Origin of the sequence: Pseudomonas canadensis, from assembly GCF_030980095.1 — a bacterium.
Lineage (GTDB): Bacteria > Pseudomonadota > Gammaproteobacteria > Pseudomonadales > Pseudomonadaceae > Aquipseudomonas > Aquipseudomonas canadensis.
This window is the reverse complement of the sequence record NZ_CP133298.1, coordinates 3,472,532-3,492,313: the sequence shown is the minus strand read 5'-3', so window position 1 is coordinate 3,492,313 and position 19,782 is coordinate 3,472,532. Positions and strand designations below refer to the sequence as shown.

Genomic DNA, 19,782 nt, shown 5'->3' with positions numbered 1-19,782 from the left:
TCTTCTTTATCTATGGGGACAGGCTATCCGCCACGGATTGTACGACTACTCGCCACCTGTTGGGGTTTGCAATTGAGGTAGGTCGAAGACTTCAACCAGCGCTGGTCGGGGTACCACGAAAACATGAACTGTCCATCCTTGAGCTTGTCCACCACTTGGCGCGCCACCTGCGGGCGCACTGCCGGGCAACCCTGGCTGCGGCCGATACGGCCTTCGCGCTTGCTCCACAAGGGGCTCACGTAGTCGGCGGCGTGAATAACGATGGCGCGGTCGCGGGCCTGGTCATTGAAACCCGGCTCCAGGCCGTCCATGCGCAGTGAATAGCCGTGGGTGCCCAGGTAGCTCTCCTGGGTGCGGAACAGTCCCAGGCTGGACTGGTGGCTGCCTTCGAGGTTGGAGAATTGGGTGGCGAAGTTTTCCCCGGATTTGGCGCCATGGGCTACCAAGTCGCGTAGCACCAGGGTTTTCTTGCGCAGATCGAAGATCCACAGCCGACGGGCGGTAGAAGGCTGGGAGTAGTCAATAACCGCTAGGCGCTCGGAACGTTCCTCGCCGTTATTGACCGCGCACTGCACCGCGTTCAGGGCGCTTTTGAGTACGGTGGGATTGAGTTCTGGAGCCGAGCGCGCCAGGCTGCTATACAAGTTAGGAGAGGTCTGGTTGGCGGCGAGCGCAAAATTGCTCAAGGCAGCCAACGCCACGGTCATCAAACCGAGGCGGCGCATGAAAGTCAGCATCTACGAAGTGTCCCCCGGTGTGGATTGGAGCCTGGTCAATTGTTCAAAAAACACGCATGTTACTTGAGCATTTGCCTGCTCGTTGCACCATTGGTCGCGACAGCCGACGCGCTGCCGGTCGAGCCGTTGCCGGTAACCACCCCGGCGCCGGTGGACCTGGCCCCCGTGCAACAGGCGTTGGCGCAACTGCCGAGTGTCTGCCCCGGCCTGGCGCCGCAGGTCGACGCCGCTGCCCAACTGCGCCTGCAAGCCTTCTATCAACAGCAAGGCAATGTGCCGCTGTGGTCCGCCGATGAACGTCGACAAGCCCTGCAATCTCAGTTGCTGATGCTCGCCGATGACGGCCTGGACCCCACCCACTATAGCTTGCCTGCGCCGGATGCCACAGCAAACGTGCTGTGCAGCGATATCGCCAGCAGCCAGCATTATCTGCAAGCCCTGCAGGACCTGCATTACGGCCGCCTGCAACAATCGCGCTTCGAACCCCTGTGGCATTCCCAGCCACCCACCCGCGACCCTAACGTTGAAGTGCTGGCGTTTGCCGCCACAGGCCTGCAAGACATGGCACAGGCATTCGACCAGGCGCGACCCAGTGCCGATTTGTATCGCAGCTTGCGCAACGCCTATTCCACCGTGCGTCTGCAACCGTTGCCGCATTGGGACCCGGTTGCCGGTGGTCCGCTGTTGCGCCCCGGCATGGAAGACCCACGCGTGCCGGAGCTGGCGCGGCGCCTGGTCAGTGGTGGCTACCTGACCCAGGCACCTGGCGGCAAGCAGTACCGCGATGAACTGGTCAAGGCGGTCAAGGCCTTCCAGCTCAGCCACTCGTTGCAGGCCGACGGCGTGATCGGCGCCGGCACGGTGGCCGAATTGAACATCAGCCCGCTGGTCCGGCGCGAACAACTGCGCATCAACCTCGAACGCTTCCGCTGGCTGGCCCAGGACCTGGAGCCTGAAGGCGTGCTGGTCAACGTCGCCGCCGCGCAACTGAGCGTATACCAGAGCGGGATTCCGGTGTGGCAAACCCGTCTGCAAGTGGGCCGTGCCGAACGCCAGACGCCGTTGCTCAAGTCGCGCATCACCCGCTTGACCCTCAACCCCACCTGGACCATCCCGCCCACCATCATGCGCGAGGACAAACTCCCGGCCATCCGCCTCAACCCCGAATACCTGCGCCAGCAAAACCTGCAAGTGCTTGACGCCGAGGGCCACCCGCTGGCGCCCGAGCAAATCGACTGGGCTCGCCCCGGCAATATCCTGCTGCGCCAGGAAGCCGGCCCGCGCAACCCACTGGGCAAGATCGTAATGCGTTTTCCCAACCCGTATTCGGTATACCTGCACGACACGCCGAGCCAGCCGCTGTTCACCAAAGGGCCGCGGGCGTTCAGTTCGGGGTGTGTGCGGGTCGAGCAGCCATTACTGCTGCGGGATTTGCTGGTGAGCCCAGCCGAGCGCACCCGCACCGATGAATTGCTGGCCACCGGCGTGACGCATGAATTCAGGTTGGCCACGCCGGTGCCGGTGCTGTTGAGTTATTGGACGGTGGAGGTCAATCGCGAGGGGGGGTTGGTGTATGCGCCAGATATCTATGGACGGGACCTGGTGTTGATGAAGGCGATGGGGACTGTGCTTTGAGGGTTGCCAGCACCATTGTCACAGCCTGATCCGGCGTCATGAGTGCGGTGTCGAGCGTGAGCGGCACTTCAGCCCAAGCCTCGTACTCATGCGCCAGCACCGACGCCCAAGAGGGGGCAACCAGGCCGGGAATATCGCCCGTTCGGGTTTCCACCCGGCGTTGATGCTCCTGTCGGTCAGAGCAGATCACCCGAATATCCAGCAACGCCACACCCGCCATTGCCGCCGAGGTCTTCCACGCCTCCCGGCTTTCCTGGACCGGGTTCACACAGTCAGCCACCACCGTCTGCCCTAATCGCAGGTTGCTCAGCGCCAAGGCATTCGCCACCCCATAACCGCTGGCGCCCACGTCGCCCGCCAACATACCCGCATCACGGATTGCCTGCTCAATCACGTCGATGCGCAGGTACACCGCGCCGATCTGGCGTGCCAGTGCCTGGGCAAGGGTGGTTTTGCCGGTACCGGGCAGCCCGTTGAAGACAATTAACATGCGATGCTCTCGATAAGGTTGCGTGGGTTCAGGGTATCCTTCAGTTCCCCTGCAGGTCGACCACAGGACAGCCCATGCCCTTGCCGTTTGTAAAAATGCACGCTCATGGCGACGATTTCATCATCATCGACCGCCGAGGCCTGGACGATCCGATCACCGCGAAAATCGCCCGCCAACTCGGCAACCGCCACACCGGTATTGGTTTCAACCAACTGGCCGTGGTACTCGATTGTGACGACGCCGCCGCACGCATCAAGTTCTGGAACCCCAACGGCACGCCGCTGGCCACTTGTGGCAGTGCTACCCGTGGCGTCGCGGACCGCTTGATGCATGAGGCGGGCACGGACTCTGTGGTGCTGCGTACCGACCGTGGCTTGCTGATGTGTACGCGGACAGCGGGGCGGCAAGTGTCGGTGAACATGGGTGAGCCGTCGCTGGACTGGTCGGCCGTGCCGCTGGCCGAGGCCATGGATACCCGCACGCTGCCCATCGACGGCAACCCGGCGGCGTGCAGCATGGGCAACCCGCATTGCACGTTTTTCGTGGAAGACATCGCGGCTGTCGATATGGCAGCCGTGGGCCCGGCGCTGGAAATCCACCCGTTGTTCCCGGCCAAGACCAATGTGCATTTTGTGCAGGTGCTCGACCGTGGCCATATCCGCCTGCGCATCTGGGAGCGCGGCGGCGGCGTGCCGTTGGGCTCCGGTTCCTGCTGCTGTGGCGCGGTGGTCAATGGGATTCGTCGTGGACTGCTGGACGATACCGTCGAAGTGCAATGCGACGGCGGCACGGTCACTGTGCATTGGGCAGGCGAGGGCGGCGTAGTGCTGACGGGCAGCGTCGAACCGGTGATACAGGGCAGCGCCTACGTTGGCTGAAAGTTGACGGTAAACGTGGTGCCGCCCGTGACACAGGAACTCACCGCCACATCGCCGCCATGCACTCTGGCCAACTCGCGAACGATATACAGGCCGAGGCCTACGCTGCGCACGTCACTGCCTTGGTCGGTGCCACGGGTCATAGGTTCGAACAGCTCGGTGAGCAAGGCTTCGGGGATGACCTTGCCGTGGTTGTGTACTGAAACCTCGCACCGACCCTGTCCCAACCGTGACGTGACGGTGATCGGCCGTTGCAGATCGCCATACGCCACGCTGTTCGCCACCAGGTTGCCAATGATCTGCTGCACGCGGTCGGCGTCCAGGCAAGCTTCGCCACTGCCCTCGGCGAGATGCACCAAGTTTGCCGCAGGAAACGCCACGCGCAGTTCATCCACGGCGCGATGAATCACCTCATGCAGGTCCAACGGCGCAGCCTTGATGGTGATCCCCTGGCCGACGCGCGCCTGGGTGAAGTCCAGCAGGTCGGCGATCATGCGCTGGGCACGCTCGGACGACTGGCCAATGTGCCCCAGCAGTTGGTGCTCCTTGGCGGTGCGTTCGCCTCGGTTGAGAAAATCCGAGGCCATGCGGATTGCGGTGAGCGGGTTCTTCAAGTCATGGCTGACAATCGCCACCATCTGCTCGGCAAACAGCGCTCGGCGCTGGGAAATGGCATAGGCGTCGCTCAATTCGGCCTGGGCCAGTTTGAGCGCAAGTTCGGTGGCGGTCTTTTCCTGCAACAGCGCTTCGGCGAAGTTGCGTGCATTGAGCAACTCGCGCTCGTACTTGTCGCGGTCGGTGGTGCCGAACAGCGCCAGGTCGTACAGCGTTCCGTCGTCCTGCTCGCGTTTGATGCCGTTGAGCAGGACGGTCAGCTTGTGGCCTTCGCGGTGCAGCATGTCGAGTTTGACTTCGGTGACGCTGCCACGCATGCGCAGCATCGGCGCCAGGTGGGTCTGGTGGAAGATCCGTCCGCCCATGGTCAGCAAGTCCTGGAAACGCTTGCCGCACAGCTCCGTCGTACTGAACCCCAGCCACTCGCTGAAGCGCGAATTGGCTTGCAGGATCGTGCCGTCCTCCGCCGTGACGGCGAGGGCGCAGGCGGCGCTGTCGAACAACTCAGCCGACATGGGAGACCGCCCACGGCGCCAGGAAGCGTTTCATAGCCTCCGCGCAGGCCTGCGGCGCGCTCATGTGGGGGCAATGACCGACGTTGTCCACCAGGCAATAGGTACTGTTGGGCAACACGCTGTGCAGGTATTCGCCCACGGCCACGGGTGCGATCAGGTCGTCGCTCGATTGCAGGATCAGTACCGGAGTGGCCAGGCCGATCACGTCCTGGCGGTTGTCCGACATGAACGTCACCCGTGCAAATTGTTTGGCGATGGCCGGCTCAGTGCGGCAGAAACTCTCGGTCAGTTCTTCACCCAACGCGGGTTGGTCGGGCGCGCCCATGATCACCGGGGCCATGGCGCTGGACCAACCGAGGTAGTTGCTGTCGAGGGTATCGAGCAGGTCCTGGATATCCGCCAACTTGAAGCCGCCGACATAACCGTCTGCGTCGATATAGCGCGGCGAGGGGCCGATCATGACGTGGGCGGCGATCCGGCCGGGGGCGTGGCGGTCGGCGAGGGTGCCGATCATGGCGCTCACCGAATGGCTCACGAGGATCACCGGGCCCACGGCATACGCGTCGATAATCTCGTTCAAATCGCGCGCGTAACCGTCCAAGGTGCTGTATTTGGTCTTGTCGAATGCACTAAGGTCTGACAGGCCGGCGCCCACCAAGTCATACATCACTACGCGGAAGCGCTCGAAAAACTGCGGTGCCAGGTAGTTCCACATGGCCTGGTTGCAGCCGAAGCCGTGTGAAAACACCAGGGTCGAGCTGCCGCTGCCTTTCACTCTGATATTGTTGCGGTGGCGCAGATCCATGGGCTTCCTGACTGTGGCGTTTTGCTATGTATGGAGGGAGTTTAGATAGTCATCGGTGCGGGGTCACGCGATATAGCGCAGATAAGGTAAAGTCGCCGCCTTCAGGAAGAAACTTCAGGTAACAAAGCATGATGGCGATTCTGCGGCAGTCCGTCTTGAGTCTGGTGCCGCTGGTGTTTCTAGGCCTGCTGGGCACCGCCCAGGCGGACACTTCGCCGCTTGGCGTGGCCCTCGACCAACGGGTGATCGACCTCACCAACACTCTGGATGCCAGCACCACCACCCGTCTGAAAAACCAACTCGCCGATCTTGAGCAACGCAAGGGCTCGCAAGTGGCCGTGTTGCTGGTGCCCACCACCGGCGGCGCGAGCATCGAGGACTACGCCAACCAACTGTTCCGCGCCTGGAAGCTGGGACGCAAGGATGTCAATGACGGCATCCTGCTGGTGGTCGCTAAAGAAGACCGCAAGGTGCGTATCGAGGTGGGCTATGGCCTGGAAGGCACGGTCACAGATTTGCTCGCACACCGCATCATCGAAGAACACATCACCCCGGCCTTTCGCCAGGGGGATTTCGTCGGCGGTGTCTCCCAGGGCGTCAACGACCTGGTGGTCCTGGTGGATGGCGGTGATTTGCCTAAAGCCACAGGGACAAGGGTCAATCCGCAGTTCATCGCAATCGCGCTGGCGTTTGTGCTAGGAGCCATTGGCGGCGTGCTGATGAGTGCTGGCAAACTGCGGTGGCGCCGCGCGTTGATTGCCGCGGTGGTTGCCACGTTGCTGCTAGTGATAGTGGGTGAGGGCCGCGACTGGGCGATGTTTCTGCTGGTGATGCCCCTGATCATGCTGATCGGCGGCGCGACCTTCGGCGCATTGTGGATGGCGCGCTCGGTGTTTTACGGCGTGATAGGGCTGCTGGTCTACATCCTGGGCTTGCTGGTGGTTGATCAGCGATATGCCGACGTCAACTTTATCCACTGGCTGGTATTTCCATTGGGTGCGCTGGTAGTTCTGGGGTTGTACCTGGTGCTGTTGGTGATCATGAAGGACGCCTGGAAGCAGAGCCGCGTGGGTTTTGTTGCGCGGCTGCTGGCAGCGGTGGGGGTGTATGTGGCAGCGGGCGTGCTGATGGAGCTCGGCCGTAATGGCTGGCTGTACGCGTTCCCGATTGCCTCGTTTGCCGCGCTGTTCATCTTTGGCAAGACCAGCGGCGGGTCGGGGTCTTCGGGCGGTGGATCGAGTTCGAGCTCCAGCAGCTCCAGTTCCAGCAGCAGTTCCTCAGGGGGTGGTGGCTCCAGTGGCGGCGGTGGGGCGTCCGGCAGTTGGTAAACCCTACTGCTGCCGCGTCATCCAATCAATAAATAATGCAAACAGCTCCGCCTGGGAGTTGATGACCAACTTGGTGTACACATGCTTGCGATGCATGCGCACCGTCTCCGGCGAAATCCCCAGCACTTGCGCTGCCGACTTCACCGAGTGCCCCCGCAGGATCAAGTGCGCAATTTCGCGCTCACGCACTGTCAGCAGCCCACTGCCAAAGCCCATGAAGGCTGCTTCAATCTGTTGATGTGCGCGGGTTTGACTGAAGGCTGGGTCGCCCACCACCTCGTCCAACCCACCCGTGGTGCCAAACCGGTGCAACAGCGCGCGGATCACCGGGTGGGCAGAGCGCTGCACGGCCAGTTGCGCATCGCTGAATTGGCCGGCGCTGAGTCCCTGGAACATGCACAGGGAAATCTTGCTGCGTGGGCACAAGTCAACGATGTGGTAACTCTCCAGGGCACCGCCGCTGCGCAGGTAATAGGTCTTGTAGTACTCACTGTTGAAAAAGTCATCCGGCGCGATTTGCGCCAACGAGTAGAAGCCTTCCGCCAAGCCTTTATCGACTGCCAGACAGAAGGGGTCCAACTGGTAGCCACGGGAAAAGTAGCGATGGATGATCTCGTCCTGATGCTCCCGTGGGATGCCTTGCTGATAGAGCAGGCGTGGCGCCTGGCCCTGGCGCTCCAGGCTGATCATCATCGATTCGATGGGGCACAGGGCACACAGCGCGGCGGCGAGGTACTCAAGGAATCGGGCTTCATCGACCTGGATAAACGCCTGGGCCAAGGCGTCGTGCCAGGTTTCGAGTGCCTGGGGGCCGAGGGCAGGGGGCTGATCGATCGGTGCGTTCATGCGGGCCAGTCTACCCGCCGGCCAGCGTCCCGGCAAAAACCTCGAAACAGGCTCGGCGTTGTGGCTCATCGTCCCTGGTAGTCGCCGCTCTGGCGAAGTTCGGCCGCAGTGTCGAGAATGCACTGGCGCAGGGTTTCGACCACCTCGTCCACTTGCGCGTGGGTGATGATCAGCGGCGGCGACATCACGTTCAAATGCCCGATAGGGCGTACCAGCAAACCTTTTGCCTGGGCCCGTAGGTGGATGCGTTCGCCAATGTTCACCGCATCCGGCAACAGTGCCTTGGTGTGTTTATCGGCGACAAACTCTATACAGGCCATCAGGCGCTGACTGCGAATATCGCCTACCAGCGGCAGTCCGGCCAGGGTTTGCAGGCGCTGCTCCAGGTAGGTGCCCACATCCTCGACATGGGCCAGCAGGTTCTCGCGCTCAATGATCTCGATGTTCTTCAGCGCTGCCACGCAACTGACAGGATGGCCACTGTAAGTGAACCCATGGGTGAAGCAGCGGCCCTTGCCCGGCTCGCCGATCACCTGCCAGATCTGCTCCGAAAAAATGCACGCGCCCAACGGCAGATAGCCGGAAGTCAGGCCCTTTGCGGTAGTGATGATGTCCGGCTGCATGCCAAAGACGTCCTTGGAAGCAAAAAATGCGCCCAGGCGTCCGAATGAGGTGACCACTTCATCGGCGACATACAGCAGGTCGTAGCGTTGGCAGATTTGCCACATCCGCTGGTGGTAGCCCTCGGGTGGAATGATCACGCCACCGGAGCCCATGATGGGTTCGGCAAAGAATGCGGCCACGTTGTCCGGGCCGAGGGTCAGGATCTTGTCTTCGAACTCATTCACCAGGAAGTCGAGAAAGTCCGCTTCGCTCATCCCTTCCGGAGCCCGGTAGTAATTGGGGCAGGAGATGTGGTGGAACAGGTCGCTCATGAAATCGAATTCCGGCGCCCGGTCCGCGGCCTTGTTGCCGATGGACATCGTCAGGAATGTCGAGCCGTGATAGGCACTGAAGCGCGAAATGATGTGTTTCTTGGCCGGTTTGCCACGGCTGTTCTGGTAGAACTGCACCAGTCGATACGCCGTATCCACCGCTGTGGACCCTCCAGTCGTCAGGAACACATGATTAAGATCGCCTGGGGCCAGGCTTGCCAACTTGGCGCACAGTTCGATGGCTGTCACGTTGGCCATGTCGCAAAACGGGTTGGAGTAGGCCAGTTGGCGCACCTGATTAGCGATGGCGTCGGCCATTTCCTCGCGGCCGAGGCCAATATTCGTACACCACATGCCGCCCACCGCGTCCAGGTAGCGATTGCCGTGGGTGTCATAGATATAAGCGCCATCTCCTGCGGCGATATTCAATGAGCCCTGTTCACGGTGTTCGTCGAACATATGAAAACCGTGCATGTAGTGGGCTTTGTCGGCAGCGTCCAGTTGGTTGTGGTTGAACTGGGCGAAGAATTCAGGATTGGGCAGAGTCATGGCGTTTACCTTCAAAGGCTGGGAGTCATTTGCCGGTCTTGACGGCGTTCCACGTACGGGTGATCAGGCGCACGGCAGCCGGCGGCTGGCTTTGCTGGGTGAACAGGCGTTGCATCGTCTCCGGGTCCGGGTAGATAGCCGGGTTGTCGCGGATATCGGCGTTGACCAGCGGCTTGGATGCGAGGTTGCTGTTGGCGTAGTGGATGGTGTTGCTGACGCCGGCGATGGTGCCGGGTTGCAGGAGAAATTCGATGAACTTATGGGCATTGGCGACATGGGGGGCGTCGATGGGAATGTAGAAGTTGTCGAACCAGATCAACGAGCCTTCTTTGGGAATGAAGTAGTCCAGCTTGATAGTGGCGCCGGCTTCCGTCGCCCGTGCCTGGGAGGTGGCGTAGTCGCCTGACCACGTGGTTGCCAGGCACAGGTCACCATTGGCCAGGCCATTGATGAAACCGCTGGAGTCGAATTTGCGAATGTACGGCCGTACGGCCATCAGCACGTCCTGAGCAGCCTTCAAGTCTTTTGGCGCGACGCTGTTGGGGTCCAGACCGAGGTAGGTCAGGGCCAGGGGAATCATGTCGGTGGGGGAGTCCATGAAGGTGATGCCGCAGTCGGCAAATTTCGACACGATTTTGGGATCGAAGATCATCGCCAGGGAGCCGAGCGGGGCGTTCGGCATACGCGCCTTGATCATGTCGACGTTGTAGGTCACACCATTGCTGCCCCAGGTGTAGGGCGCGGAATAGGTGACGCCAGGGTCGTGGGCTTGCAGGCTTTTCAGCACCAAAGGGTCAAGGTTCTTCCAGTCGGGTAACTGGGACTTGTCCAGTGGCTGGAAGACTCCGCCCTTGATCAGCAGCGGCACCAGGGAGGCGTTGAGGAGGGCCAGGTCATATCCGGAACGCCCGGACAGCAGCTTGCCCTGCACGGTTTCGTAGGAATCGTAAGTGTCGTAGATCACCTTGATACCCGTGGCTTTCTCGAAATCGGCCAGGGTGGTATCACCGATGTAGTCTGCCCAGTTGTAGATGCGCAAGGTATTGCCTGGGTCGTCGGCGGCCTGAGTCAAGGTGGAGGTGGCAAGCAGTAGAGCGCTGGACAGAGCGATAAAGGCTTTACGCATGGGGCCCACCTTGAGTTGTGCTTGTTATCAGTCTGAGGGACTGATTGCACTGTCAGGCAGATAGCCGGTGGGCGCCATACCCCGTTCGGGTAGGGTTCAGCTCAGGACGATGTAGTCGTTCTGCTGGAGTATTGGCCGGTGCGTGCCCTGCACCAAGTGGATATAGCGACCGTCCACCAGGTCGATGGGCAGGCAGTCGTCGATGTCCAGCACTCCATCGGTGTGGGCTTGGGACCATTGGCGCCGCGTGTGTTGTTTGCCTTTGCTCATGGCCTCCTGTTTGTTACGGGCTACCACCAGCAGGTAGTGATGGGCTTCACCAAAGCTGTTGGCTTCGTAACCGCCAAGGTTGATGAAGTAGAGGTGAGGCGCGCCAGCCGCCGGGGCCAGATGGCTGAGTTCGACTCTCCAACCGTCCACGCCCTCTACTGCCATCCAAGAATCGATATGTACGCCCTTGGGGCTGCCGAACCAGTCGGCGCGTAGTTGCGGGTAGGTCGCTTCCAGCGTGTCCGCCACAGCGAACACCACATCGTGAACTTCAATCTTTGCTCGTGGGTGTTTGCCCCCGAGCATGACGACAAACAGCATTGCAGATTCTTCCTGGCGACTTGACAGAGGCTAACCTTACTTCGATTGAACCCTTTTGTCCGGTCAATGCCAGACTGTTAATCCGCGAACTCATCAGGAGGTTGTCATGCGTACCATTGATCTGGCGGGTGTTCCCGTCCCTGTTATCGGCCAGGGAACCTGGCGCATGGGCGAAAACCCCGACCAGCACCGCGCCGAAGTCGCCGCGCTGCAATTGGGTATTGACGAGGGTATGACCTTGATTGACACCGCCGAAATGTATGGCGAGGGCGGCGCTGAAAGCGTCGTTGGAGAAGCGATTCGAGGCAGGCGCGACCAGGTGTTTCTGGTGAGCAAGGTCTACCCGCACAATGCCAGCCACAAGGGCGTGCCCCGCGCCTGTGAAGCCAGCCTCCAGCGCCTGGGCACGGACTATATAGACCTCTATCTGTTGCACTGGCGTGGCCAGCACCCCCTTGAGGAAACTGTCGAAGCGTTTGAACGCCTGCGCGAAGCCGGAAAGATCGGCCGCTGGGGCGTCTCCAATTTCGATGTGGCCGACCTGCAGGAACTTGCATCCCCGGCCTGCGCTACCAATCAGGTGCTCTACAACATCGATGAGCGCGGCATCGAATTCGACCTGCTGCCCTGGTGGCAACAGCACCACTTGCCCTTGATGGCGTACTGCCCGATCGCCCAGGGCGGTGAGCTGTTGTCCAGCCCGACCCTCAAGCAGATCGCCCGTCGCCATGAGGTCACACCTGCGCAGGTCGCCCTGGCCTGGGTGTTGCGCCATGACGGCGTGATCGCAATTCCCAAAGCCGTCACGCCGGAGCATGTGCGACTCAACGCAGCCGCCGCCAAATTGGTGCTGGATGAACACGACCTGGACGCAATTGATCGCGTGTTTGGCGCACCCAAGCGCAAGCACCCTTTGGCGATGGTTTAGCCAACCGTCAGGAGCGGCGCCTTCCTTGGCACCGTTCCCGGGCTAATCCGGGTTAACCGGCAACCGGGCTGCGCCAGTCATCGGACCCGGAAGTGCCAGACACTTCGTGGGTCCACACGATCTTGCGGTAGGTGAAGTACACATCCTCCAGATGGGTGAAGTGGGCGTTGTCCGGGTCCTGGCAGTTGGGCATGCGTGATTGGATGTCCACGATGGTGGCGCCCTCCAGTTCAATCGTGAAGTAGTGCTCCTGTGTGCCGGCCGACGAGGTGCGCAGCCACTCCAACCGGCACTTGACCTCTTCGCCGCTGGTCAACGCACTGAACAGCAATGGTGAGGACTTATCGAAGACTTTGCTGATCATCATGGGCTTATGCACCCTCTGGCCCGTTGGTTGGCCGGATTGAGGGTCGCGCGGAATGATCACCTGATGAGAAAACGCCTGGACCAGGATCTGGTCCTCATGGCCTTCCTGATAAATGTTACCTACCGAGTCCTGGGTAAACGTGCCTGCCGTGATCAAACCTTGTTTGACGCCGGTGACGGAGAGATACGCGGGTGTTGGCATGACGGGTTTCCTTGTCTGATTGAAGGGGTAGTCCCACCGATAAATGCAGCGGATGGGACTTTGCCTATTACAAGAAGCGTGCCTGAAAGTGTGTGGGGTAATGATTGTTAGGGTTAGGCTGTATATAAGTTAGGATTGTTGAGCGGTCAGGGTATGTTTGGTGGGTTTAAATTGGTTTTTCTTGCGCATTACTGCGCACTTAGTTGCTCGGTTGAGACTTTATTTGAATGGCTGGCTTGTAACGTCAATCCGAACGAGCGGGGATGAATGAGTGCGCAAAATGCTGCGCAGTGGCTGATTTAAGGGGTTTGTAGGAAAAGGATTAACTATTATTTCGTCGCTTGCTGAATGTTTTAGGCGTAGCTAAGGTTCTGGAGCTTTGCAGGGATTCCTGCAAGGTTTAGATGGCTTTCTGCTGCGCACTTTACGTGTGGTTAGTTGGCTGGTCCTGTCTTGGTTAGTTGCGCCTGGTGTGAAATGTCTTATTCGGACACGCTGTGTGATCATTATCTTGAAGTTGCCAGGTCGCCCTGTGCGCAATCGAGTTTTGCGGGCAGCGATATGCGCTTTTCGAGTGAATATGAATGCCTGGAATCCGAGTTGGCAAAGGCGCAATCGATTCATGGCAGCAGCCAGCCCGATTGGCGCAAGGTCCTGGAAACCAGCGAGCTAATGTTGCGACATCAGTCCAAGGATCTGCGCTCGGCCGTCTGGCTGACCTGGGCGTTGCACCAGTGCGAGTCCTATACAGGCCTGCTAGCCGGGCTCGGATTACTGCGTTATCTCTGCGAGCACCATTGGTCGGTGGTCTACCCCGAAAAACTGCGTACTCGCGGTGCGTCATTTGCTTGGTTGGTACTACGTCTCGAACCTCTGTTTACGCAAGGCCTGCCCCTGCAGAGCCAGCAGCCCTTGTTTCGTGCAGTACTTGAGCAACTGGTTTGCCTCGATGAGGTATGGACCAGGCACTTGGGAGATGAGGCGCCTTTGCTGCTGCCGATCCGCAGGCAATTGGCTCAGCGGCTGGAGCTGGCTGTTCAGGACCATGCTCTGGCGGCAGGGATGAGCGGTGTCATAGCGCAGGTCAGGCACGCGACCAGCCAACTACTCAAACCTGAAGCGGTCGTGGACAACGAAAAAGACGCCAACAAGTTGCTACGCACTCTGCAGGAGCAGGCCCGCTCCTTGTGTGCCTGGTGGTTGCGTCAGAACGCCACCGATCTGCGTGCGTTGCGCCTCAACCGAACGTTGAACTGGCTCGTACTGAGCGGGTATCCGGATGCCGACAGCGAGCGGATTACCGCCTTGCGCGGGCCTGCGCCTGACAAGCTCAAACGTTATCAGGAGCGTTTTGCTCAGGGGCATTACGCCGACCTGATACTGGAACTCGAAACCAGTCTCGCCGGCGCGATGTTCTGGTTCGACGGACTGCATATGCTCTGGCGATGCCTGGAAGCCTTGCAGGCGGAACAGGCCATGACTGAGTTGGAAGTGACCTTCGCCTTGCTGCTGCAACGTCTGCCGGACCTGCCGTCGTTCTGTTTTCACGACGGCATTCCTTTTGCCGATGCCGCCAGCCGTGACTGGATCACGCAGCAGGTCAGCCGTCGTCTGCAAATACCCGAACCAGCCGCAGTGATGATTGATGCCGAAGCCGAGCCTTGGGAGATCGCCTTGCAGGCAGTGGCACCCCGGTTGCGAAAGGACGGGCTCAAAGCCGCAATCCATGAACTCAAAAAAGGCATGTATGCCGCTCGCAGCGAGCGCGCGCGATTTCATTGGCGGCTTGCCCAGGCGAGGCTGTGTGTACAAGCCGGCAAGCACGAGCTGGCGAAGATCCAGCTCGAACATCTGGACCACGAACTGCAACACACAGGTCTTGAACGTTGGGAGCCGGAACTGGCCCTTCAGGTAACCCAGCTTCTGTATCGCTGCTGTGATCTGTTGCCACAAAACCACGCCGTGCTCGAGCGCAAGGAAGACACCCACCGCAGGCTGTGCCTCTTCGATCTGGAAGCGGTACTTGAATAGGCTTTCGAGCCACTGAGTAAGGAGAAACACCATGGCCAAAGAAGGTTCGGTCGCCCCCAAGGAACGTATCAACATCACTTTCAAGCCCGCCTTGGGCGGTGCGCAGGAAGAGGTCGAACTGCCGTTGAAACTGTTGGTGCTGGGCGATTTCACCCAGCGTGAAGATGTGCGCAAGCTCGAAGATCGAAAGCCTATTGCGATCGACAAGAACACCCTGGATGACGTGTTGGCCAAACAGGCATTGAGCCTGACGCTGAACGTGCCTAACCGTCTGCAGGAGGATGCGGGTGTTGAGGAATTGGCCATTCAGGTACGCATTAATTCCATGAAGGATTTCAATCCGGCGAACCTGGTAGAGCAGGTTCCCGAACTGCAAAAGCTGATGGCGTTGCGCGAGGCACTCATGGCGCTCAAAGGACCATTGGGCAACACGCCGAGCTTTCGCAAAGCTATCGAACAGGCCCTCGCCGATGACGATTCCCGTGCTCGGGTATTGGCTGAGCTGGGACTGGATACACCTGACGCCTGACATTTTTCAGTAAAAGGACACTGAGCTCATGACGACACAACAGCACTCACTGCCTGCACAAACCGCTCATCAATACAGCATTCTCGATAACATCGTTGCCCAGACTCTGCTGAGTGCGGACGACGAGGCCTATGGTATTGCCAAGCGTGGTGTTTCGGCGTTCATCGAAGAGCTGATCAAACCGCAGAACCGAGGCGAGCCCGTCAAGAAACGGCTGGTCGACCGGATGATTGCCGAGATCGACACGAAGCTTAGTCTTCAGATGGATGAGATCCTGCACCACCCGGATTTCCAGGCCTTGGAAGCTTCCTGGAAAGGCCTGCAGTTGTTGGTTGATCGCACCAACTTCCGCGAGAACATCAAGATCGAACTGCTGAACGTCTCTCGGCAAGATCTGCTGGAAGATTTCGAGGACTCACCTGAAGTGATCCAGTCCGGTCTGTACAAACATATCTACAGTGCGGAATACGGTCAGTTTGGTGGTCAGCCGGTGGGCGCAATTATCGCCAATTACTTTCTGTCTCCCAGCGCCCCCGACGTGAAGTTGATGCAGTACGCTTCCAGTGTGGCCTGCATGGCCCATGCGCCTTTTATCGCCGCTGCAGGGCCTGCGTTCTTCGGGTTGGAAAGTTTCACCGGTCTGCCGGATCTCAAAGACCTGAAGGACCATTTCGAAGGCCCTCAATTCGCCAAATGGCAAAGTTTTCGCCAAAGCGAAGATTCACGCTATATCGGCTTGACCGTGCCGCGTTTCCTGCTTCGTACGCCATACGATCCCCTTGAATGCCCGGTCAAGACCTTTGCCTACCAGGAAAACGTGGTCAACAGCCATGAACACTACCTGTGGGGCAATACGGCCTACGCTTTTGCCACACGCCTGACCGATAGTTTCGCGCGGTTTCGCTGGTGTCCGAACATCATCGGCCCGCAAAGCGGTGGTGCGGTGGAAGACTTGCCGTTGCATCACTTCCATAGCATGGGTGAAATCGAAACCAAGATTCCGACTGAAGTCTTGGTTTCCGATCGCCGGGAGTACGAACTGGCGCAAGAGGGATTCATTGCCCTGACGATGCGAAAGGGCAGCGACAACGCAGCGTTTTTTTCCGCCAGTTCGGTCCAGAAGCCAAAACACTTTGGTCTTAGTCCGGAAGGCAAGCAGGCGGAGCTGAATTACCGTCTGGGCACCCAACTGCCCTACATGATGGTGGTGAATCGCCTAGCCCACTATCTCAAGGTCCTGCAGCGTGAGCAATTGGGGTCGTGGAAGGAGCGCACCGACCTGGAGCTGGAACTCAACAAGTGGATTCGACAGTACGTCGCCGATCAGGAAAACCCCAGCGCCGAAGTGCGTGGGCGGCGCCCCTTGCGTGCGGCCCGCATCGTTGTCAGTGATGTCGACGGCGAGCCCGGCTGGTATCGAGTCAACCTGAGTGTGCGCCCGCACTTCAAGTACATGGGGGCGGATTTCACATTGTCCCTGGTCGGCAAGCTCGACAAAGAATGAGCAGAGGCCAGGTAATGCCCAACCACCAGAGTCTTTTCCAGCGCCTTGAGCGCCCGGCTACTCCCGCAAGTGCCGTGACGTCCGTCGCGATCCACCTGGGAAAAATGCTCAGCATCCGTGCGGGCAGTGTGCAGACGCTGCCCGATTACGGCTTGCCCGACCTCAATGACATGAACCAGAGCCTACATGAGTCATTGTCTCAGTCACGCTTGTTGATCGAGCGATTCATTCGCGCCTACGAGCCGCGCTTGAAGGATGTGCGGGTCAAGACGTTGCCGAGGGACCACGACCCACTGGCCCTGGCCTTCGCCATTGAAGCTACTTTGATGATCAAGGGCACCCAACGCCCCGTGGTGTTCACCGCTCGGCTATGCGATTCCGGTCGGGTAGAGGTCTTGCCGGATGTCGTTTAATCGTTATTACCAAAGCGAGCTCAGTGCGTTGCGCCAGCTCGGTCGTCAGTTCTCCGAACGCAATCCTGCGCTTGCTCCCTTTCTCGCAGAGTCGGGTCAAGATCCGGATGTAGAGCGGCTGCTGGAAGGCTTTGCGTTTCTCACGGGTCGCTTGCGCCAGAAGCTCGATGACGAGCTTCCAGAACTGACACATTCGCTGATGCATTTGCTCTGGCCCAACTACATGCGCCCGATGCCCGCGTTCAGCATGCTGCAATTTGATCCGTTGAAACACTCCGGTCCTGACGTGTGGGTGGCGAGGGACACGCCGGTCGAAAGCGCCGCAGTCAATGGCGAGCGGTGCCGTTTTCGGACCTGCTATGCCACGCAGGTTCTACCGCTGCAACTGAGCGCGTTGGAGTACGGCACCCAGGCAGGGCGGGGGAAGTTGAGCCTGCGTCTGGACATGAGCGCCGAAGGTAATTTCAGTGAATGGACGTTCACTCAGTTGCGTCTGCATCTCGCCGGAGATCGCTACATCAGCCAGGAGCTGTACCTGAGCCTGCTGCGTCATCTTGACGGTATCGAGTTGCTACCTTTGGGCCACGATGGCCTGCCGGTCAACGGGGTTAATGGCCAGGCGTTATCACTGCGGCTGGGCGCCGACCAGGTCCAGCCGGTGGGTTTCAGCGAGGAACAGGCGTTGATCCCGTATCCGCAAAATACCTTTCCAGGGTATCGCCACCTGCAGGAGTATTTTGCCTTTCCTGACAAGTACCTGTTTGTCGATGTCGGGGGCTTGGGCGTGCTGCAGGATTTACCTGGCGAATTGCTCAAGCAGGTGCGTGGGGTGATGTTGCGCTTCGAGTTGCGCACGCCATGGCGTGAGTCCCAGCAGCCCACCCTGGAGAACGTCAAACTGTACTGCACCCCTATCGTGAACCTGTTCAAGCATGATGCGGTGCCCATCCGGCTGGACGGCAAGCAGGATGAGTATCTGCTCGTCCCTGGCGAATACTCACGGGAAAACGCGAGTGTATTTTCCGTCGACAGTGTCACAGGGTGGCAACCGGGTGGGCGTGGATACAAGGCTTACGTGCCCTTCGAATCCTTCGAACATGGTGGCGACATCGACCAGGCGGATAGCCCGGTGAGTTATAGCATTCGTCAACGGCCATCGGCACAGCATGCAGGGCTTGAAACCTGGCTTGCGTTTGGTAACGGTCCTGAGTCAGAGCAGCAAACACTGTCGATCGAGTTGACGTGTACCAATCACAACCTACCTCGGCTGTTGCAGCTTGGGGACATAAACCTGCCCTGCGAACAGACGCCAGAGGGGTTGTCGTTTCGGAACATCTGCGCACCGACGGCCAGTTTTTCGCCACCCCTGGATCAGGATTTTCTCTGGCGATTGATCAGCAACCTGTCGCTCAACTATCTGTCGTTGAGCGACATCAACGCCTTGAAGGTAATCCTTCAAACCTATGACTTACCGCGCTACCACGATCGGCAAGCGCAGAAGGTCAGTGAGAGGAAGCTGGGCGCAATGCGATCCGTCAGTCATACGGCGGTCGACCGATTGCAACGGGGCTTGCCGTTTCGGGGGATACGAATTGATCTGAGCATCGACCCCCAAGGCTTTCTGGGGCATGGCGAAGTATTCGTCTTCGCGTCGGTACTCAACGAGTTCTTCGCGCTTTACGCCAGTCTCAACGCCTACCACGAACTAAGAGTCATCAGCACACAAGGAGACGTGTACCTATGGCCACCACGGATGGGGCAGCAGCCCCTGCTTTGACGCGACTGTCCCGGGGCATCCGCGAGTATTCGCTGTTCCAGGCGGTTTTGCAGGTGATCAACCGCTTGCGCGAAGCCCATCCCCTGTCGGATGACGACGCGTTGTATGACTTGTTGGAGTTTCAAGCCAATCCAGGTCTTGGCTTTCCCGGTCACGATATTGACCGGGTGGAGTTTTTCATTGAGCACGGGCAGTTGCGTGCGCGTCTTCGCCTCAACCTTTTGGGCTTGTGTGGCGCGGGGTCGCCCTTGCCGGCGTTTTATGGCGAACAAGCGTGTGCCGACGGAGTGGGTGGCAGTACTACGCGAGAATTTCTGGACGTGTTTCATCACCGTTTGCAACGACTGATGCTACCCATCTGGCGCAAGTACCGTTACCGGGCGCGGTTCCAGGCAGGCGCGCGTGACACGTTATCCGAGCAGATGTTCGCGTTGATCGGCCTGAGCGGCCAGCAGATTCGCAGTGTCGCGCAATTGAACTGCGAGCGGCTGTTGCCTTACTTGGGGTTACTTAGCCTGCGGGCGCATTCGGCAGCCTTGATCGAGACGGTGTTGCGTTACTACTTCAAACACCACCGCTTGTTCATTGAGCAGTGGGTACTGCGTACGGTTGCAATCGCTGACGCACAGCGAAATCGGCTCGGCACCGCGAATAGCGTACTTGGCCGTGACCAGGTATTGGGCAGTCAGGTTGCCGACTGTAGTGGCAAGTTCAGGGTGCATCTGCAGGGCCTGTGTTGGCAGCAATTCCATGGCTTTCTGCCCACTGGGCCCGACTACCCGCTGCTGTGTTCATTGGTGCGCCTCACATCTCGGGATCCACTGGACTATGACGTGCGGCTGGTGCTGGCCAAGGAAGAGATCCGACCGTTGCACATTGGCGAACACAACGTCTGTCGCCTCGGCTGGACCACGTGGCTGGCGCATGACTGCTCCGACGGGGTGGTCATGGTGCCGGGCAACGCTCATGAGGGATGAATCAT

At 59.5% G+C, this 19,782-nt stretch carries 19 protein-coding genes; 10 read left to right on the top strand and 9 right to left on the bottom strand.

The features are described 5' to 3' along the window. Positions 1-23 precede the first annotated feature (23 nt). A complete protein-coding gene (locus tag RB216_RS15860; protein ID WP_028616527.1) occupies positions 24-737 on the bottom strand; it encodes a murein L,D-transpeptidase catalytic domain family protein in 714 nt (237 codons plus the stop codon). A gap of 39 nt (positions 738-776) precedes the next feature. Here RB216_RS15860 and RB216_RS15855 point away from each other — a divergent pair, with 39 nt between their 5' ends. Beyond that, positions 777-2,372 (top strand): L,D-transpeptidase family protein, encoded by a 1,596-nt coding sequence (locus RB216_RS15855; RefSeq protein WP_028616526.1) that lies wholly within the window; start codon positions 777-779, stop codon positions 2,370-2,372. Here the strand turns inward: RB216_RS15855 and RB216_RS15850 are convergent. Beyond that, a complete protein-coding gene (locus RB216_RS15850; RefSeq protein ID WP_028616525.1) occupies positions 2,287-2,862 on the bottom strand; it encodes a P-loop nucleotide/nucleoside kinase family protein in 576 nt (191 codons plus the stop codon). The genes RB216_RS15855 and RB216_RS15850 overlap by 86 nt on opposite strands. Before the next feature lie 74 nt (positions 2,863-2,936). Here RB216_RS15850 and dapF point away from each other — a divergent pair, with 74 nt between their 5' ends. Continuing rightward, the gene (dapF, locus tag RB216_RS15845; protein ID WP_028616524.1) at positions 2,937-3,740 is read left to right on the top strand and encodes a diaminopimelate epimerase; all 804 of its coding nucleotides are present in this window, start codon (positions 2,937-2,939) and stop codon (positions 3,738-3,740) included. On the opposite strand, the gene RB216_RS15840 is transcribed toward dapF, so the two are convergent. After that, complete coding sequence (locus RB216_RS15840) at positions 3,728-4,870, bottom strand: PAS domain-containing sensor histidine kinase (RefSeq protein WP_028616523.1); 1,143 nt, start codon at positions 4,868-4,870, stop codon at positions 3,728-3,730. The genes dapF and RB216_RS15840 overlap by 13 nt on opposite strands. Beyond that, positions 4,860-5,675: an alpha/beta fold hydrolase gene (locus tag RB216_RS15835; protein WP_028616522.1), complete on the bottom strand. Its 816-nt coding sequence runs from the start codon at positions 5,673-5,675 to the stop codon at positions 4,860-4,862. Before RB216_RS15835 ends, RB216_RS15840 begins: the two co-directional genes overlap by 11 nt. A 128-nt stretch (positions 5,676-5,803) precedes the next feature. On the opposite strand from RB216_RS15835, the gene RB216_RS15830 reads away from it, so the two are divergent. Further along, positions 5,804-7,003, top strand: coding sequence for a TPM domain-containing protein (locus RB216_RS15830; RefSeq protein WP_308907528.1), 1,200 nt, complete (start codon positions 5,804-5,806; stop codon positions 7,001-7,003). 3 nt (positions 7,004-7,006) lie between these two features. Here the strand turns inward: RB216_RS15830 and RB216_RS15825 are convergent, their stop codons facing one another. The 4 genes from RB216_RS15825 to RB216_RS15810 form a co-directional block, all read right to left on the bottom strand. Beyond that, on the bottom strand, positions 7,007-7,849 hold the full coding sequence (locus RB216_RS15825; RefSeq protein WP_236321749.1) for a response regulator transcription factor: 843 nt from the start codon (positions 7,847-7,849) through the stop codon (positions 7,007-7,009). Positions 7,850-7,914: 65 nt separating this feature from the next. Next, positions 7,915-9,333: an aminotransferase gene (locus tag RB216_RS15820; RefSeq protein WP_308907527.1), complete on the bottom strand. Its 1,419-nt coding sequence runs from the start codon at positions 9,331-9,333 to the stop codon at positions 7,915-7,917. A 25-nt stretch (positions 9,334-9,358) separates the two neighbouring features. After that, positions 9,359-10,459, bottom strand: a complete 1,101-nt coding sequence (locus RB216_RS15815; RefSeq protein WP_028616518.1) for a polyamine ABC transporter substrate-binding protein — start codon at positions 10,457-10,459, stop codon at positions 9,359-9,361. Between the two features lie 96 nt (positions 10,460-10,555). Further along, on the bottom strand, positions 10,556-11,050 hold the full coding sequence (locus tag RB216_RS15810) for a DUF1543 domain-containing protein (RefSeq protein ID WP_068935867.1): 495 nt from the start codon (positions 11,048-11,050) through the stop codon (positions 10,556-10,558). Between the two features lie 106 nt (positions 11,051-11,156). Here RB216_RS15810 and RB216_RS15805 point away from each other — a divergent pair, with 106 nt between their 5' ends. After that, entirely contained in the window at positions 11,157-11,978 is an 822-nt protein-coding gene (locus RB216_RS15805; protein WP_122684752.1) for an aldo/keto reductase, read from the top strand. Between the two features lie 52 nt (positions 11,979-12,030). Here RB216_RS15805 and RB216_RS15800 read toward each other — a convergent pair whose 3' ends face one another. Next, a complete protein-coding gene (locus RB216_RS15800; RefSeq protein ID WP_010209954.1) occupies positions 12,031-12,546 on the bottom strand; it encodes an Hcp family type VI secretion system effector in 516 nt (171 codons plus the stop codon). A gap of 477 nt (positions 12,547-13,023) precedes the next feature. Between RB216_RS15800 and tssA the strand changes: the two genes are divergently transcribed. The 6 genes from tssA to tssG are packed head-to-tail and all read left to right on the top strand — an operon-like array spanning position 13,024 to position 19,777. Further along, a complete protein-coding gene (gene tssA / locus RB216_RS15795) occupies positions 13,024-14,577 on the top strand; it encodes a type VI secretion system protein TssA (RefSeq protein ID WP_308907526.1) in 1,554 nt (517 codons plus the stop codon). A 31-nt stretch (positions 14,578-14,608) separates the two neighbouring features. After that, positions 14,609-15,106 (top strand): type VI secretion system contractile sheath small subunit, encoded by a 498-nt coding sequence (tssB, locus tag RB216_RS15790; RefSeq protein ID WP_028616514.1) that lies wholly within the window; start codon positions 14,609-14,611, stop codon positions 15,104-15,106. Positions 15,107-15,134: 28 nt separating this feature from the next. Beyond that, complete coding sequence (gene tssC, locus RB216_RS15785) at positions 15,135-16,610, top strand: type VI secretion system contractile sheath large subunit (RefSeq protein WP_028616513.1); 1,476 nt, start codon at positions 15,135-15,137, stop codon at positions 16,608-16,610. 14 nt (positions 16,611-16,624) lie between these two features. Further along, a complete protein-coding gene (gene tssE / locus RB216_RS15780) occupies positions 16,625-17,023 on the top strand; it encodes a type VI secretion system baseplate subunit TssE (RefSeq protein ID WP_122684756.1) in 399 nt (132 codons plus the stop codon). Beyond that, positions 17,013-18,800 carry a type VI secretion system baseplate subunit TssF gene (gene tssF, locus RB216_RS15775; RefSeq protein ID WP_122814540.1) on the top strand — a complete coding sequence of 596 codons (1,788 nt, stop codon included), beginning with the start codon at positions 17,013-17,015 and terminating at the stop codon, positions 18,798-18,800. The genes tssE and tssF overlap by 11 nt, the downstream gene beginning before the upstream one ends. Further along, positions 18,764-19,777 (top strand): type VI secretion system baseplate subunit TssG, encoded by a 1,014-nt coding sequence (gene tssG, locus RB216_RS15770; RefSeq protein ID WP_028616510.1) that lies wholly within the window; start codon positions 18,764-18,766, stop codon positions 19,775-19,777. Before tssF ends, tssG begins: the two co-directional genes overlap by 37 nt. Positions 19,778-19,782: the final 5 nt, after the last annotated feature.